At 37.1% G+C, this 17,364-nt stretch carries 18 protein-coding genes; 7 read left to right on the top strand and 11 right to left on the bottom strand.

Going from position 1 to position 17,364, the window contains the following annotated elements; all coding sequences use genetic code 11:
- Positions 1-90 precede the first annotated feature (90 nt).
- The gene (locus tag JMM81_RS06045) at positions 91-258 is read left to right on the top strand and encodes a ribbon-helix-helix domain-containing protein (protein ID WP_256240636.1); all 168 of its coding nucleotides are present in this window, start codon (positions 91-93) and stop codon (positions 256-258) included.
- A 90-nt stretch (positions 259-348) separates the two neighbouring features.
- On the opposite strand, the gene fdhD is transcribed toward JMM81_RS06045, so the two are convergent.
- Complete coding sequence (gene fdhD, locus JMM81_RS06040) at positions 349-1,128, bottom strand: formate dehydrogenase accessory sulfurtransferase FdhD (protein WP_256240635.1); 780 nt, start codon at positions 1,126-1,128, stop codon at positions 349-351.
- A gap of 715 nt (positions 1,129-1,843) precedes the next feature.
- On the opposite strand from fdhD, the gene JMM81_RS06035 reads away from it, so the two are divergent.
- The 3 genes from JMM81_RS06035 (at position 1,844) to bshB2 (ending at position 4,126) form a co-directional block, all read left to right on the top strand.
- Positions 1,844-2,842 (top strand): NADPH:quinone oxidoreductase family protein, encoded by a 999-nt coding sequence (locus tag JMM81_RS06035; protein ID WP_256240634.1) that lies wholly within the window; start codon positions 1,844-1,846, stop codon positions 2,840-2,842.
- 168 nt (positions 2,843-3,010) lie between these two features.
- Positions 3,011-3,358, top strand: coding sequence for a YojF family protein (locus JMM81_RS06030; protein ID WP_256240632.1), 348 nt, complete (start codon positions 3,011-3,013; stop codon positions 3,356-3,358).
- 99 nt (positions 3,359-3,457) lie between these two features.
- Positions 3,458-4,126: a bacillithiol biosynthesis deacetylase BshB2 gene (gene bshB2, locus JMM81_RS06025; RefSeq protein ID WP_256240846.1), complete on the top strand. Its 669-nt coding sequence runs from the start codon at positions 3,458-3,460 to the stop codon at positions 4,124-4,126.
- A gap of 81 nt (positions 4,127-4,207) precedes the next feature.
- Here bshB2 and JMM81_RS06020 read toward each other — a convergent pair whose 3' ends face one another.
- The 6 genes from JMM81_RS06020 to JMM81_RS05995 form a co-directional block, all read right to left on the bottom strand.
- Positions 4,208-4,477: a hypothetical protein gene (locus tag JMM81_RS06020; RefSeq protein WP_256240631.1), complete on the bottom strand. Its 270-nt coding sequence runs from the start codon at positions 4,475-4,477 to the stop codon at positions 4,208-4,210.
- Positions 4,478-4,833: 356 nt separating this feature from the next.
- Complete coding sequence (locus tag JMM81_RS06015) at positions 4,834-5,931, bottom strand: PRK06851 family protein (protein ID WP_256240630.1); 1,098 nt, start codon at positions 5,929-5,931, stop codon at positions 4,834-4,836.
- Positions 5,932-6,092: 161 nt separating this feature from the next.
- Positions 6,093-6,992, bottom strand: a complete 900-nt coding sequence (locus tag JMM81_RS06010; RefSeq protein WP_256240628.1) for an NAD(P)/FAD-dependent oxidoreductase — start codon at positions 6,990-6,992, stop codon at positions 6,093-6,095.
- Positions 6,993-7,127: 135 nt separating this feature from the next.
- Complete coding sequence (locus JMM81_RS06005; protein WP_256240844.1) at positions 7,128-7,589, bottom strand: threonine/serine exporter family protein; 462 nt, start codon at positions 7,587-7,589, stop codon at positions 7,128-7,130.
- Positions 7,590-7,637: 48 nt separating this feature from the next.
- Positions 7,638-8,384 carry a threonine/serine exporter family protein gene (locus tag JMM81_RS06000; protein ID WP_256240843.1) on the bottom strand — a complete coding sequence of 249 codons (747 nt, stop codon included), beginning with the start codon at positions 8,382-8,384 and terminating at the stop codon, positions 7,638-7,640.
- A gap of 125 nt (positions 8,385-8,509) precedes the next feature.
- The gene (locus tag JMM81_RS05995) at positions 8,510-9,073 is read right to left on the bottom strand and encodes an FAD-dependent oxidoreductase (protein WP_256240627.1); all 564 of its coding nucleotides are present in this window, start codon (positions 9,071-9,073) and stop codon (positions 8,510-8,512) included.
- Positions 9,074-9,326: 253 nt separating this feature from the next.
- On the opposite strand from JMM81_RS05995, the gene pepT reads away from it, so the two are divergent.
- A complete protein-coding gene (pepT, locus tag JMM81_RS05990; RefSeq protein ID WP_256240626.1) occupies positions 9,327-10,577 on the top strand; it encodes a peptidase T in 1,251 nt (416 codons plus the stop codon).
- Between the two features lie 111 nt (positions 10,578-10,688).
- On the opposite strand, the gene JMM81_RS05985 is transcribed toward pepT, so the two are convergent.
- The 4 genes from JMM81_RS05985 to JMM81_RS05970 form a co-directional block, all read right to left on the bottom strand.
- The gene (locus tag JMM81_RS05985) at positions 10,689-11,333 is read right to left on the bottom strand and encodes a hypothetical protein (protein ID WP_256240625.1); all 645 of its coding nucleotides are present in this window, start codon (positions 11,331-11,333) and stop codon (positions 10,689-10,691) included.
- 380 nt (positions 11,334-11,713) lie between these two features.
- Positions 11,714-12,241, bottom strand: coding sequence for a Gx transporter family protein (locus JMM81_RS05980; RefSeq protein WP_256240624.1), 528 nt, complete (start codon positions 12,239-12,241; stop codon positions 11,714-11,716).
- 167 nt (positions 12,242-12,408) lie between these two features.
- A complete protein-coding gene (locus tag JMM81_RS05975; protein WP_256240623.1) occupies positions 12,409-12,840 on the bottom strand; it encodes a NusG domain II-containing protein in 432 nt (143 codons plus the stop codon).
- Positions 12,841-12,931: 91 nt separating this feature from the next.
- Entirely contained in the window at positions 12,932-14,779 is a 1,848-nt protein-coding gene (locus JMM81_RS05970; RefSeq protein WP_256240622.1) for an FAD-dependent oxidoreductase, read from the bottom strand.
- Positions 14,780-15,325: 546 nt separating this feature from the next.
- Between JMM81_RS05970 and JMM81_RS05965 the strand changes: the two genes are divergently transcribed.
- Together JMM81_RS05965 and menA are read left to right on the top strand one after the other, a co-directional pair.
- Positions 15,326-16,405, top strand: a complete 1,080-nt coding sequence (locus JMM81_RS05965; protein WP_256240842.1) for an FAD:protein FMN transferase — start codon at positions 15,326-15,328, stop codon at positions 16,403-16,405.
- 16 nt (positions 16,406-16,421) lie between these two features.
- Positions 16,422-17,360, top strand: coding sequence for a 1,4-dihydroxy-2-naphthoate polyprenyltransferase (gene menA, locus JMM81_RS05960; RefSeq protein WP_256240621.1), 939 nt, complete (start codon positions 16,422-16,424; stop codon positions 17,358-17,360).
- Positions 17,361-17,364 lie beyond the last annotated feature (4 nt).

Genomic DNA, 17,364 nt, shown 5'->3' with positions numbered 1-17,364 from the left:
TTTTCACCACCTTGCTTTTATCATACATTCATTTGAATGTAGTTGCAAGTATATGCAATTAAATATATACTTGTTTAGAGGTGATGAAAAATGAATAATAATCGTGGACTTAAAACAAGAAAAGCGCTGTCTAATGCTGTCCGTATGGATTTGTATGAACAACTAAAAAAGTTATCAGATGACACGAAGATTCCCATGAGCAAGCTATTAGATGAAGCTATTGAAGATCTGCTTCTTAAACGAAAACCTGCAAAATAATTGTAGGTTTTTATAATATTTTATAGATTTCTTTTAACTGTTAATGCCCCCCTAACATGTAGTAGTTTCTTTTTTAATGAATAGAACTTTTTATGGTAAAATCCTCAAATTTGGATGAGCCCCCGATTGTGAATCGCTTACATCATTTATGACCCTTCCCCTAGATGTATAGGTTAAAGCCATTTTTCCTCGTAGATAACCAACTACTTCAATGTTTAAATATTTGGCTAGTTGAATCGCTTGCTTTGTTGCGGCTGTTCTAGATCCAATCACAGAAAAACCAAATTTAGCTACCTTTGAAAGCATTTCATATGAAACTCTTCCTGTTGTAAGCAGAACAAGCGTATCTGGATTCAAGCCTTGCCTAACAGCGTGACCGATTACTTTATCAACGGCATTATGACGGCCAATATCCTCTCTTATCACCATTTCGCCAGCTTCATTTAGAAGACAGGCACCATGCATACCGCCTGTTTCAAGATAAAGAGGAGAGTTTTTTGCGAATTCAGCACGCTTTTTCAATAAAAAACTGAGCTTATATGTTTTATTACTCGTAACCTTATTAAATGCTTTTACATCTGTCATAGAAAAGAAGGTCACGCCTCTTCCGCAACCTGCTGTATAATGCTTTTTTTTGTTAAGCATTTTCTCCGTATCTATAGCTTCGTTCAAAACCACTTGAATTTCTCCATACTCATTATCAATCTTGAGGGATTGGATATCTTCCCTTTGTTCAATCAATCCTTCAGAAAACAAATAACCGTATGCCCAGTCTTCCAAATCTTGATTAGTTAACTGAAATACAGCTACTTCATATCCATTCACGATCAGTGTAATCGGATATTCCTCTGGACAACTCTTTCTGTGCATCTATAACACCGCTTTCATTTAAAAAATGAAATGAGTAGCATTTTACCATCGTTAATTGGTAATATATTAAATTCCTATTATTGAAAACGCTACCATATCTTCACACTATTGTTAAGAAATCATCTATTAGTAATAGATACTTTCTATTTTGATAAAATGATATGGAAACCCTATCTAACAATTTATCGATAGTGAAAAAATCAATTATTGGTTTTCCATATGCCTATATGTTAATGCCTAATCCAGTTTGTTACAGTAACATAAATCACATATAAAAAGGTAAATATGACCATAAAGTGAATATTGCTAGAATAAAAAAGGATTGTTTTTTTATTCTAGCTAGTACAAAAGGCATGCTAAGAATTGTTTCAGAACAAAATATTGATATAATGATATAGGCAAAAAATTAACTTATAAGTTTCATTTTTTATATTTAGACTATGTTAAACAATCAATTATTAACATAGCCTATATTTAAAGCAGTGGAGCAGGTCGTTTAGAAACAGAACAAATCTTAAGTTCGTAAGGTGAACATATACCTTCTTAATTAAAATAAGGGCCGATCACGTCTACTTCTAGACAATTTGTTAAATTATAGTGAACAAGACCAAAGCACTTGCTTTGGTCTTGTTCGTTATTTAAGATAAAGTGGCATCGCTGTACATAGATTTTTATTAATACAGCCAATAAGATAAGGACAAGGAGCTATTTTAATATGAATGAAACCTTCAAGGCTTTAATGGTGAATAAAACAGATGATGATTTCAGCGTTAAAATCGAAAAGCTAACTGTACATGATTTGCCTACAGCAGAGGTATTAATTAAAGTTGCCTATTCAAGTATTAATTACAAAGACGGCTTAGCTTCCATTCCTGATGGAAAAATTGTTCGTTCCTATCCCTTTGTACCCGGAATTGATTTAGCTGGGGTAGTCGTCTCATCCGAGGATCCTCGCTTTCATGAGGGAGATGAAGTCATTGCTACAAGCTATGAAATTGGCGTTTCCCATTATGGTGGCTATAGTGAGTATGCCCGTATTCCAGGCGATTGGATTGTCCCACTACCAAAAAACCTTACATTAAGGGAAGCCATGATTTTTGGAACAGCAGGTTTTACAGCTGCCCTATCGATACAACGGCTAGAAGATAACGGAATCACTCCTGATAAAGGCAATGTACTTGTCACAGGTGCTACCGGTGGCGTTGGTAGCTTAGCTATATCTATGCTCGCTAAAGCTGGGTATAAGGTTGTTGCAAGTACTGGAAAAGCTGCCGAACATGATTTCTTGCAAAAGTTAGGTGCTTCAGAAATCATTTCACGTGAGGATGTCCATAGTGGAAAAATCAAAGCACTTGATAAACAGCTCTGGGCAGGTGCTGTTGACCCCGTTGGTGGTGAAACACTTGCCGCTATATTAAGTAAAGTTCACTATAATGGATCTGTTGCTGTAAGTGGCTTAACGGGTGGAGCTCAAGTTCCTACCGCTGTCTTTCCTTTCATTCTACGTGGGATCAATTTACTTGGGATTGATTCCGTTCATTGTCCAATGGACGTTCGACAAACAGTTTGGAATCGAATGGCCAATGATTTAAAGCCAACAAATCTTTTAGATTTGATCCAAAAAGAAATTATGCTCGAAGAATTGTCTGAAACATTTCCTACTCTATTAAAAGGGCAAGCACGTGGGAGAATTATTGTGAAACTAGAAGATTAGGGACTGTGCAACTGTACTGTCCTTTTTCATGGATGTGTATGTCTTTATCCATTTATCCATAAAAATAACGAAAAGACTTTAACTTCGCTTTTCTAACGCTTTTTTAGTAAGATAAGAATATCTTTTTTATATTAACATTGGAAAAAATTGAAGGGGGGTTTAATAACAATGGAACCCGTGATCGTTGAAACCGTACAACAGGAGCTTGAAAGATTTGTCCATCAAGATGTTTATATTCATCTTGAAACAACAAACGGTGCATATGCTTCCCATATGGATGAGAGCTTTTTCTCTTCTGGAGCCTATATTCGTAATGCGCTTGTTCAGTATGAAAGAGGAAAAATTACTGGAAAAGGTCCTTATCGAGTTGGTCTAAAAATGCCGATTGGTTGGATTTATGCAGAAGGAATTACTCATTTTGAGATAGATTCAGCCGGTAGACTATTATTAGCTGGACATGATTACCAAGGAAGACTTGCCGTTTGCCTTGAGATTAGTCTTAGCCCATTCGAATAAGAAAAACTCAATCGTCTTTGGAACAAGTAGAGCTTATTCCTGTGAATCATTTTCTGACGAAATATAAAATATAGTAAGGAGCTAGTTAGTCATATGGAAATCGAAAAAGAACAGCATCTACTCGTTGTTTTTCCCCATCCTGATGATGAAGCATTTGGAGTGTCTGGAACCATCTCTGCTCATATTGCAAATGGAACACCTGTCACCTATGCCTGTCTAACATTAGGTGAAATGGGCCGCAATATGGGTGATCCCCCTTTTGCTACTCGAGAAACATTATCTTTAATTCGGAAAGAAGAACTAAAGAATGCAGCTAAAACAATGGGAATACAGGACCTTAGAATGCTCGGATACCGAGATAAAACAATTGAATTTGAAGATGAAGAGAAGCTTATAAAAGATATTACATCCATTATTGATGAAGTAAATCCCTCATTAATCATTTCTTTTTATCCAGGATATGCCGTGCATCCAGATCACGATGCTTGTGGAGAGGCTGTTGTCAAAGCAGTTCAACGTATCGCTGAAAACAAACGACCTAAGCTACATTGTGTTGCTTTTGCCAATCGTTGTGAAGAGGAGATTGGCCAAGCTGACATTTTTTACGATATTACTCCATTTGCTGAGAAAAAAATTGCTGCCATTCAAGCACATGAATCACAAGCACAACTGATGATGGCTGACTTAGAGGAAAGATATAGACAAGGCGATCCACTTGTATTGGCTCGGATCAATAATGAACGCTTTTGGACATACAAACTTTCCTAACCATAAACAAAGAGGCTAACATTTTGCGTTAGCCTCTTTTACCTATTTCTTTTTACACCTTTCATTTATCTTATGCATACGCTATGGGTGGATCCTTTGCAAATGTTGGTTCAGTTGGTTAAGCTCTTGTTTGATGGGTGCCAATGTAATGGAGGCCAAGAAAATAATCAGTCTTTCAATCGCCATCTTATCTTGTGGCTTTCCGACTAACGCCTCAGTCTCAAGTCGGTCCAGGATTTCAAAGCTTTTCATGATCTTACTATTTCGTACAGGCAACGTCTCAAGCTTTACTCTTATTGCATTTAACAATTTGCCTACTGCTTCTGTTTCATGTTTGTGTGTTTCCATCATGGACTCTTCTCCCTCCCGAATCAAGACAACCTTTAGTAGTGTAAAGCGTAAAACAGGAAATGAATCTACTTAAGTTTACACTACCTTAACTTCCATTATACCGAAAGGACCTCAAAATATTCCATTCGAAAGTCCCCATTTTGTGAAAAATTTTTAAACGATGTAGTGGTAGATTGTATAAGCGAGGGAATCCTCCAATATGGGTTCATAATACTATTAAGATGGGCAACCTATTCTAAATATTTACTACCTTCTCGCGCACTTAAGGCAAATAACGAATGTGTTTCTATAAAAAAGCAGAGGACAGCCCTTATAATAGTGCCGTCCTCTACTTAAAATATATTCTGCTTACATTATTATTGTAACTCAGATAGACGAAGGATTTCCTTTTGAATCTTTTCTTTATGCTTATCAACAATCGTAAAGTCCATTGACCTAACATAGATTGCTTCTAGTTCATCACGCAAGCTCTTTGCCTTTGCAAGAAAGCCTATTGCTTTATCCATCTTTGCTTTATATGCGGAACGGACTTCCTCAATTTGATCAGCAAAGATTTCATCTGTTCCCGCATCAATAACCGTTCCATACATATCAATAATCTCATCACCATCTCTACTTGGAAAATACTCATGTGGAGCCGTACTGTCAAATATGGCCAAACTTAGTTCCCGAATGATAATCATATCAAGGCTATGTGGATCAAAGCCACAATGATAGACTTCTAAATCAAATCCGTGCTTCTCACCTTCAGCTGCTATTTTCTTTAACATCGTTGATTTCCCTGATCCTGGACGTCCTTTAATAAAATAACGTTTATGCAAATCTGAAGTCAGATTAGGCACAAAGTCTACCGCTCCAATTGGTGTAGCCGCTCCTAGGAAACGATGGTAGATTTTCGATTGCTTATTTAATGTCACTTTTCCGTAAAAAGATCCAATCAATTGATTTGTCAGTTCATCTGCTTTTTCAAAATCCATACTTTCGATATAAATCTTTTCCCATTTATCATGTACCCTTAGAGCCTCAGCAAATGTGTTGTATGCCATCTGAAAGGCATCACTAATCTCCTGGGATAAATCACTCACTCTATTTTTTTGAGATGCAAGTTCTTCAGAATTCCAAGCCTCACCCAGATTGACATACTCTTCGACCGCTCCTGGAATTTTCGGTTCAATCACATGTGGTGCAGTCCCATCAACGACTCCAACACATAAGGACGGAATAATGACACCGTCAATGGAGTCTGGATCAGATGAACAGTGTAAGTATTCAATGTTATATCCTTTTTCACACCACCCTTTACCTATCTCTTTCATCAATGTTGACTTTCCTGTACCAGGTCCGCCTTTTAAGATAAATATCCGATCTAACTTTTGTAAGTTGGAGTCAAATAAGCTATAAAATCCACGCGCCGTATTACCGCCAGCAAAGTATTGGATTATTTTCCCTGACACAAAACTTCCTCCCTTTAGTGTCCTGCCACTTTCAATTGCGGCCGACCTCATACTCTCTGCTTTTCTTATTGTCATTTCTCTTTACAATATGCAGATGAAGGTTAATGGGTGAGTGCCTAAGCTTATTGACTTTCTTCTATAAAGCCCGAGTACTGTTTTAATTAAGAACCTTTAATGATATCCTTATGAATCCATATGGCAGCCTGTAAACCTTCTCCCATGGCAATCGTTACTTGCTCAGAGTGGGCCACAACATCACCGGCTGCCCAGACACCTTGAACATTTGTCATCTTCGTGCGAGGATCCACAAGCATATGTTTATTCTCAAGCAACTCTACTCCTAGCTGTTTGGCTAACTGTGACCTCACTTCATTTCCACCAAAGGCAACAAAAGCATGGTTTCCCTTAATGGTTTGACCATTTTCTAGTAAGAAACCTTCCAACTGAGATTCATTTGCTAACACACTCTCTACCTTTGCCTCTATGTACTCAATTTGATTTGCTTCCATCGTTTGCAAATCTTCTTCGTTAATCGGCTTTTTTTCATGATTGATATAAATCAATTCCTTCGTCCAGTACAATAGTGTTTTTGCCATATTAACCCCCGTAGGGCCGGCCCCAATCACAATGGTTCTTTTTCCCTTTACTTCGTATCCATCACAATCAGGGCAAACATATACGCTAATACCTAGACATGGATGCAAAGAAGAAAAAGGTGGAATTCGGTCCATGATACCTGTTGCCAACAACACACGCTTACCTGTAAAGGTATCCCCATTTGTGACGGTAACGTGGAACTCTTCTCCTACTTTATTAGCCGATTCAACTTTTCCCTGCAAAAATTGTATTCCTAATTGTTCAGCTTGTCTTTTACCTACTTCACGAAGTTGCTGCCCACTCACTCCATCAGGATAACCTAAAATATTATGGTAATTTCGACACAGCGTTGAACGGCCATCATCCGAATCAATAACAAGCACTTTATGCATATATCGCCCTAACTGAATAGCCGCTTGCAACCCGGCAATTCCTCCACCAATAATCAAACAATCGAACGTCATTTCCATACTCCTCCCAAATAATGATTTTCATTAGCTTATCCAAAAGAGAGAATACTTAAAGAAATTCAAGTCAATTATATCTGAATAAAATGCATAAAGGATGGATAGGATACTGACTCAGACTTTACCCATAGATCATTTTTTTAGCGGCTTCGTCTTAAAAATGACCTGATTTAGTACTTCAGACAGCACGAGTCCAGCCGCAATAGCACCCGAAGTAAGAAAGGCCTTTGCAGCCAGCTGTAAGGCCACATTATAATCATTAATAACAAAATGTCGCATCGCGTCATACGCCAAACCACCAGGAACCAATGGGATAATACCGGAAACATTGAAAATAATGACAGGTGTTTTATACTTTTTCGCAAAAAATTGACCAATTACGCCTATAATAATCGCCGCAAGCACAGATGCTACAACGGAGTCTATTCCTTTTTCAACAAGTATAAAATAACAAATCCAACCGACCATACCGGATACTCCACCTTGAATCACGTAATTTTTTGGTGCATTGAAAAGTAAGCCAAAGCCCGCCGAGGCCATAAAACTAGTGATCAACTGTTGTACCATTAAAACCCCCCCTTTTTGCTTCGTTATAGAATAATAGAAAACCCTATCATTGTCCTTACATATAATTGGGTTTTTTTAAGAAAAGAAAAATACAATGGCAATGCCAGTACCGATCGCAAGGGCTGTTAAAAAGGCATCTGCTCCCTTTGAAAGTGCGGATACTAAATGACCGTCCATTAAATCACGAACAGCATTTGTAATTAAAAGACCTGGAACAAGCGGCATCACTGAGCCAATAATAATTTTATCCATTCCAGAGCCCAAGCCTGTTTTTACAGCTAATAAAGCGAGCACCCCAATAACGAAAGCTGCTACACATTCAGAAAAGAATCTTATTTTTATAATCCCCTGTATATATATATATATATAATAACCGATTCCTCCCGCTATCATTGCAGGAATAAAGTCTCCCCATACACCCTTAAACATGATTAAGAAACCGCCACCAACGATTGAAGCTGCAGATATTTGAACCCATAACGGATAGGCAAGATTAGCATTGGCTACTTTTTTCAATTCAGCAATCGCCTGCTCTACCGTTAGTTCTCCTCTACTTATTTTTCGGGAAATATCATTCACAATCGCTACTTTATACAAATCAGTTGATCGCTCTTCTACTCGAATTAATTTTGCTTGATCCAATTGATTAAGAGAAAAGATAATTCCAGTCGGAATCACATAACTCTGCGAGTGGGGAATACCGAAAGAGCTCGCTATTCGATTCATTGTATCTTCCACACGATGAGTTTCTGCACCGCTTTTTAACATGATCTCACCAGCAAGTAGACAAAGTCTGACAATCCTTTTGGGTTGATTATTCATTTGATCCAATTTTATCTCCTCTTCTTTATAAATGTATATGTCTCATATATACCACAAAAAAGAACCTCGTCAATAGTAGGACAAGGCTTTTTAGAATTTATAGGTATTTAAATAGTCACAATCACTTATTTTTTCAAAACATCATGATCAACATAGCGTTCGCCATTGATGTCACTAATCACATTGATCGCAACGCGAGCACCATCACCAGCCGTAACGATGGTATGTACACTCACGCCTGCAACAGCACCAGCTGCATAAATTCCTTTTTTACTTGTTTCTCCATCTTCATTCACTGCAATAGCTGTTTTAAATCTTGGTTCTCTATGATCTTTCGTTTCAATCCCGATCGCTTCAGCAAGATTCGTTAAAGCACCTGTTGCGATAATAACATAGGCTGCTTCGTATGAGCCATTTTCTGTTTCAATCACAAAAGATCCTGCTTCACCTTTAATATTTGTAACGGTTTCTTCCTTTCGTTCTGCACCAAACTTAACCGCTTGCTTATGACCAATTGCCACAAGTTCTGGCCCTTCCATTGCTTCTACACCATAGTGATTTTCCATCCAAGCTCTCGCTGTCATGCTTTTATTTGAATCAAGTAAAAGTGTTTTCTTTCCAGCCTTTGCTGTAAATAAAGCAGCACTTGCACCTGCTGCACCAGCACCAATAATGGCGATTTCGTACATAAGTAATCATCCTTTCAAAATGAAGATCATTTCCGTAGTTTAACCATAAATCTTCACATCTAAAATGTAAAATAAAAAGCCTTATCATCGGTGTTAGGCACCACCAAAGGACAACTTTAACTATATAGAAGAAACTAGGGGTTTTTTCTACTAGAAGAGAACAAACGTCCATATTGAGTGCATCATACTAGTATGGGGTTATAGGAAAAGTGTTATGATACTCATAGGATGAATGAAAGGAGTTGGACTATGAATGAAAGATGAAATCATGAAACGGTTTACTTCATATGTTAAAGTGGATACACAATCAAATGCTGAAAGTGAAACATGTCCTTCAACACCTGGACAACTAACTCTCGCCAACATATTGGTTGAGGAATTAAAGGAAGTAGGCTTACAAGAGGTAACAATCGATGAAAATGGATATGTAATGGCAACTCTTCCATCCAATACGGAAAAAGACGTTCCGACAATCGGTTTTTTAGCTCATGTCGATACAGCAACTGATTTTACTGGGAAAAATGTAAAACCTCAAATAGTTGAACATTACGATGGACAAGAAATCGTATTAAATGAAGCATCGCAAGTCATACTTTCTCCTAAAAGCTTTCCTGAATTAAAGAATTACAAAGGGCATACCCTTATCACTACAGATGGCACAACCCTTCTCGGAGCAGATAATAAAGCGGGTATCGCTGAAATTATGACCGCCATGAATTACTTAGTTAACCATCCAGAAGTTAAGCATGGCAAAATTAGAGTCGCTTTTACACCTGATGAAGAAATTGGAAGAGGACCACATAAATTTGATGTTGCTGCTTTCAACGCCTCATTTGCTTATACAATGGATGGTGGCCCACTAGGCGAACTTGAATATGAAAGCTTTAATGCAGCTTCAGCAAAGGTTACCTTCAATGGTACAAACGTTCACCCTGGAACAGCTAAAGGGAAAATGGTTAATTCCATGAAAATAGCAATGGAATTTAATACGCGACTTCCGGCAGATGAGGTGCCTGAGAAAACGGAAGGCTATGAAGGCTTTTACCACCTTCTCTCTTTCCAAGGAGATGTCGAACAAACCGTACTGGACTATATTATTCGTGACTTCGACCGTGAAAAATTTCAAGCAAGAAAAGATCTCTTCACCCATATCATTAATGATTTACAAAAGGAATATGGAAAAGATAGCATCCTCCTAGAGATGAAGGATCAATATTATAATATGAGAGAAAAAATTGAACCGGTTAAAGAGATTGTTGATATGGCCTATGAGGCAATGAAAAATATTGGAATAGAACCGAAAGTTGAACCTATTCGTGGTGGCACAGATGGCTCACAGTTATCCTATATGGGGCTTCCAACTCCTAATATTTTCACTGGTGGAGAAAACTATCATGGAAAATACGAATATATTTCCGTCGACAACATGATCAAAGCAACGAATGTCATCATCGAAATCGCCAAACTTGTGGTGTCAGGCATAGAAAAAAGACAAAACGTCTAAAAAACACCTCACACATAGACAAAAGAGGGCTGTCCCATAAGATGTCAGACACCTTATGGGACAGCCCTCCTTGATTCTCTAATCCGTTTACAGTCACTATTTCTTCAATCATCAACTTGCTTGATTCTTGTAATTACCCGACTGTCTCCCGTTCCACTTTTTATCTAAGAATTTTCCGATAGCAGGCATGATAAAGTAATCTAAACCTAGAAATCTTCCAGAACCACTCATTAATGCAATCGATGCAGGTAATGCCCAGAACTTATCCCAACCAAGCATTGCGCTTAAGGTGAACATGGCTAACATACTCACACTTACAAAATTGAATAACCAAGTGAATAAACCTAATACGATAGCTATACCTAGAAGTAATTCGACCCATGGAACCATTTTTTGCATCAAAACAGCTACTTCAGGTGTTGGCATCATCAATTTCATAATTGCTTCAAACAAGCCTGGCATTGAATCTAAAATCGGTGGAGCTATTTCTGTAGCACCTTCAGCAGCTACACTGGCACCACTTGTTTCTGTTTGTAACCATTCAAAAGGCATTTTAACAGAATCACTAACAACCCATGAATCATCGCCAAGACCGGAATTTAAATCTCTAGCTCCCCATTTCGTTTCTCCCCAAATTTTTGCTCCTGCTTCATCAATCCAGAACCAACCAACTAATAAGCGTAATGGGAAACTCCAAAGGACACTTCCATAGCGTTTGATTGAATTCAGTATCATATTTTTAATATTATTAAGCATCTCCTAATCCGCTCCTTAACGTTTATTTAATAACAGTCTAGTATAAGAACAAGTCTATCTCATAAAATCACCACTACTTCATTATTGGTAAAGGATATCTATTAAATCATTACATTTTCTCTGAATAAAAATATACCAAAAGAAATTGTTTGCGATTTTAACAGTTTCTATTATGACTTATACTTATAGAAATATCTGTGACTAATGTAACGTGTATTAAGTGAAAATGAGTCCAAATTAAGAATAGTGTAGAGCGCTTGGAACTAGACTATTATCCTAGTTCAGAAAAGTTACCTTTCTTAATCTATAAACCAAAAAAGCTATCCCATAAAGAGAAGATACCTTCTTTTAGGACAGCCATTCGTTAGCAATCAACTTCTCTATTCTTCTTTTAAATACTTATAATAAACCAATTTTTCAACATGAGTTAGTAAGTAATTTGCCATAATTCCAATTGCAATCCCAGATAAAATACCGAGAAACGATAGAACCGGTAAGTAGAGAAGGACTGTCCATGTTTGGGCAATCCAACTAGCTATCGCTAATTGTCCTATATTATGCATGATTGCACCTGCAACGCTCACACCAATCAAACTAATCCGTGAAGGCCCTAATTGTTTTACGGCGAGCATCCCCAATAAGCTCAAGATCGATCCAGCTGCACTATACATAAAAGAGGATAAATTCCCACCTAATAGTGTAGCGAGTATCAGACGAATAGCCACTACTTTGCTAACATCTCTTACCGATAGAGTATATAACGCCATACATGTAATGATATTGGCCAACCCTAACTTTGCACCAGGTGCAAAAGCAAAAGGAAAGGGGATGGCTCGTTCAAGTATGCTAATGATGACAGCTTGGGCCGCTAGTAAAGCAATATAGACAAGCCGCTGGTTTTTTGTCATACTTTTTACTCCCAATCTTTCTGTTTATGATGAAAAGCGCAAGCCCCCTGCCCACCCTCAATTAACTTATGAATTCGAGGAAGAGGTATGCGCTATTCGGGGCTGAAAATCGCCATATCCGTATAGTTGTACGTTTTTTAGTGAAGCTAGCTAATCAAAAAAGTACTTTAGGAGCTGATAATGAGATCGTCATCTATTTCTCCACGCACTGTTTCAATTTCAATAATAAACTTATGTGGCAGACAAACAGCTGTTTCACCAGGTTTTGAAAGAAAACCAAATTGCACACAAACTTGATCTGAGCAATTAGCCCCTTTAATACGAATTTGCTCATCCTTCACTTCAACCGTATTATAGTCATGAGCTGAACTATGAATATCAAACACATCCGTTCCTTCATTCCCGGTAAGTGTCACACGTCTTACTTTTTCATTATTAACGGAAATGACTGCCACATTTACTGAATTATCACTTTCGACACCGCTCATTTTTCCAGCTTGTTGATAACTAAATATAGCTACAGGAAGAAAAGAAAGCAACACAAGTAAGAGCGTAATAATAATGTCCCAGCGTTTAATCATGTTTGAAAAACCAAGCATTGCTTTTCTCTCTCCTTTATTTGTACAAAGTAAAGTAAATAATAATAAAGCGTGAAACTGATAGCCTCACGCCTTATTATTGATATCATCATTATTTTTTATCTTTATAAATTGCTCGTTCTTTTCCATACCACCAGTTCCCTAAACTTTTACCAAGAGCTGGTAATACATAATAATCTAATCCAAGGAATCTACCTGACCCGTTCATTAATGCAATTGATGCAGGTAATGCCCAGAACTTATCCCAACCAAGCATTGCGCTTAATGTGAACATCGCAAGCATACTTACACTTATAAGGTTAAATAACCAGGTGAACAAACCAAGTAAAATACCTACACCGAGAATTAATTCAACCCATGGAACCATTTGTTGCATCATGACCGCTACTTCAGGTGTTGGCATCATCAATTTCATAATTGCTTCAAACCAACCTGGCATAGAGTCTAAAATCGGTGGAGCTATTTCTGTAGTAGCTTCAGCAGCTGGAGTTGCGCTACTTGTTGCTGTTTGTAACCATTCAAAAGGCATTTTAACAGAATCACTAACAACCCATGAATCGTCGCCAAGACCGGAATTTAAATCTCTAGCCCCCCATTTCGTTTCTCCCCAAATTTTAGCACCTGCTTCATCAATCCAGAACCAACCAACTAATAGACGTAAAGGGAAACTCCAAAGGACATTACCATAACGGGATGTAACATCACGGAAAATATTCCGTTTATCTCGTGTATGGAAGATTTCATGCTTAAGATATTGAACGATATAATATCCACTGCTAATTGTTAGGAAATAATAGATATTAACAATATGTTTCATAAAGTTAGCAAACCAACCACTTAGGCTGACACCACCAAGATTTGCGACACCGTATCTAGCACCGATTGAAACCAGCGTACCATGATATTTACCACTGAATGCTTTCTTTTCTCCACCACTAATTTCAGCAATAATACTTGTTGCTGCTGTCGAACCTGTTTGTTCAGCTGCTTCAACAATTTGTGGAGTTGGCTTTCCATCTTCCTCGAAATAAGCTAAGTCACCGATAACATACGTGTCCTCAAAACCTTCTGCTTCCATATACTCATTGACTTTTAATCGCCCAGCACGAGCAGTAGGAATGCCATAATCTTCTGTATCAGAATTCGCTTTAACACCAGCTGTCCAAATTAAAGTATGTGTTTCAATTTCTTCACCCGATTTTAAGACGATCGAATCAGCTTTTACTTCAGTGATTGGCGAATCTTTTAGAATCTTAACTCCTTGTTTCACCAAATAAGCTTCTGCTTTATCAGCATCTTTTCTTTCAAGCGTATTTAAGATCGTAGGTGCTGCTTCAATAACATATAAAGTAATATCATCTGCATCTATTTTATTATTTTTCGCTAAGCGAATTTTCCATTCAATAAGTTCCCCTACCATTTCAATTCCTGTAAAGCCGGAACCACAAACGGCAAATGTTAGCATCGCACGTCGTTTGGCTTCATCATGAGTACCAGATGCCCGATGCACGGTTTTTTCAATATGCTCACGTAATTTAACAGCATCTTCCCATGACCAAAGTGTAAAACCATTTTCTTTTACGCCAGGAGTTCCAAAGTCGTTTGGTTCTCCCCCCATCCCTAAGATTAAATAATCATATGAATAAGACCCATGTTCAGTTATTACTACTTTTTCCTCATTATCAACATTTGTTACATTATCCGTTACTAAGTTTACTTTCGTTCGATTAAAAAGCCTTCGTAAATCAAATTGAATATCAGTTGGTTCTACACGATGTGCCGCTACTTCATGTAGCTCTGTCATCATGGTATGATAAGAGTGTCGATCAATTAAGGTAATCGAAACTGATTCATCTTTTTTATACTTTTTAGCAAGTTTCTTAGCTGCATGAACACCAGCATAACCTGCACCGATAATGACGATTTTTTTATCTGCCAATGTATTTCATTCCCCTCTGTAAATATTATCTTACCCCTATTTGTTTGTTATGATTGTGAAAGACTGAACAACCTAATCAATATATTACATATGTTGGTACAAATTGTCTATCCTTTTCAATAAAACTTAACAGTTTTCGACATGTTCACTAAATGTTTAAAAACCCTTAAAAAGGCTCGTATTGCCATTCATAAAATCTATATCTCAGTTAGTATGACAAGGTTTCTCTCTATCGTTCGCGAGCGGTATTACTGGTTTTGCATCATTACCTCCTATAGACATTCTATAGACATTGGTTAAAAAAAAAGTTAATATGAGTTTGATCATTTTGGTGATTACTTATACATTTTCTTAAGCCATGCTCTCGTAACTGAGAAGCTTAAACATTATGCAAATGACTTAATAGTTACCATACAAAATAGAGATACTATACCTAAGAAATTCAGACTACACATGATTACTGTTTGACAGATCAGTTAAAGACTTTAGAGGCTGCTCTAAAGTCTTTTTTAGCTAAATCTTTTTAGAAGAAAGGTTTTGAATAACATGAAAAGAAAAGGGATACTACCTGCACTATTGATGATCATGGTTTTATTGGCCGGCTGTGGAAAAGACACAGAAACAGTAAAGCCAGAATTAACGACAAATCCTTATAAAAAAACAGAGTTTCTAATGGGAACCATTGTCACAGTAAAAGTTTATGATACAGAAAAAGAAGCTGTTCTAGAACCTGTTTTGGATCGTATTAAAACCTTGGCTGATCAGATTACAGTAAGCGAAGAGGAATCGGGTTTAAATATTGAATCAGAAATTAAAAAAGTAAACGATAAAGCTGGGATTGAACCTGTGAAAGTATCAGAAGACATTTATAAGCTTATTGATGCAGGTATGGAATATAGTATTAAGTCTAACGGCTCCTATGATGTTTCTATTGGCCCACTAACTTCCCTCTGGCATATAGGTTATGATGATGCACGTAAACCTGCTCAGTCGGAAATTGACGCTGTTTTACCTCTCATTGATTATGAACAAGTTGAATTAAATAAAAAAGAACAAACGGTATTTTTACAAAAAAAGGACATGGAATTGGATTTAGGTTCGATTGCCAAAGGCTTTATTGCAGATGAAGTAGTTGACATTCTGAAAGAAAATAATGTGACAACAGCCATCATTGACTTAGGTGGAAATATCATCGTCATGGGGAACCATCCATCTGGAAAAGAATGGACAGTTGGTATCCAAAACCCCTTTTCTTCACGCGGTGAAACAATCGGTAAAATTTCTGAATCTAACCAATCAATTGTAACATCTGGTATTTACGAACGATTTCTAGAAGTAGATGGCGAGACCTACCATCACTTATTAAACCCAGAGGATGGCTATCCATTTCATAATGATATTGCTGGGGTATCCATTGTTTCTGATAAATCAATTGATGGCGATGGACTTTCTACATCTATTTTTTCAAAAGGAATTGAAGATGGAATTAAGTTTATCGAGCAATTTAAAGGAGCAGAAGCGATTTTTGTCAGTCAAGATAAAAAAGTGTATATCACCTCTGGTTTGAAAGAGACTTTCGAATTAACGAACGATGAATTTAAGATAGCAAAGATAGCACCATCTTAAAAGGGGAGGAAGTTTTATGTCATTACGCACATTTTTAAAATTCGTTGAAATTCAAACAAAAGTGGCTAGTTTATTCCCGTTTTTAGTTGGACTACTATTTGTTATTTATCGCTTTGATATATTTAACCCTATTAATACACTAATATTTTTTGCATCCATGCTTATTTTTGATTTAACTACAACCGCGATCAATAATTATATGGATTATCAAAAAGCAACAACAGATGAATATCGAAAAAGAGAGAACATCATTGGCCAAGCCAATATTCCCGTGAATTTAGCAAAGCTCACCATCATTACAATGTTGCTCATAGCTATCCTATTAGGGATTTGGCTTGTCTTACGCACTGATCTATTAGTTCTTTTCATTGGAATCCTTTGCTTTATTATCGGTATATTTTATACGTACGGTCCGGTCCCTATCTCCCGTATCCCACTTGGCGAAGTATTTTCTGGTGTAACAATGGGATTTGGGATATTGTTCCTAGTTGTGTACGTCAATGCATATGACCAAGGAATTGCAAACCTACTTGTGAATGGAAGCACAATGAGTTTACAAGTGGATCTCTTATTATTAACTGAAATTAGTTGGGTTTCATTACCATGTGTATTTACAATTGCAAATATTATGTTATCGAATAATATATGTGATCTAAAAGACGATATTATCAATAACAGGTATACATTACCCTACTATATAGGGAAAAAGCGCGCCGTTATCTTGTATAACGTACTTTATGTAGCTACATTCGTTGCCATTTTAACAGCTATATTATTTGATATATTCCCAACCATCATGTTACTTTCATTACTCATTATTTTACCCGTATATAAACATATTTCTCTCTTTAATCAAAAACAAGTGAAGTCAGAAACCTTCCCTCTTGCGATAAAGAATTTAATCCTAGTGAATGGATCGATTATCACCATGATGGTGATATCATTCATTATTTAAGGAG

Source organism: Bacillus sp. V3B, from assembly GCF_024494465.1.
Classification (GTDB): domain Bacteria; phylum Bacillota; class Bacilli; order Bacillales; family Cytobacillaceae; genus Bacillus_BD.
Note: the sequence above shows the minus strand (reverse complement) of the source record. Positions and strands in the feature narration are given on the sequence as shown.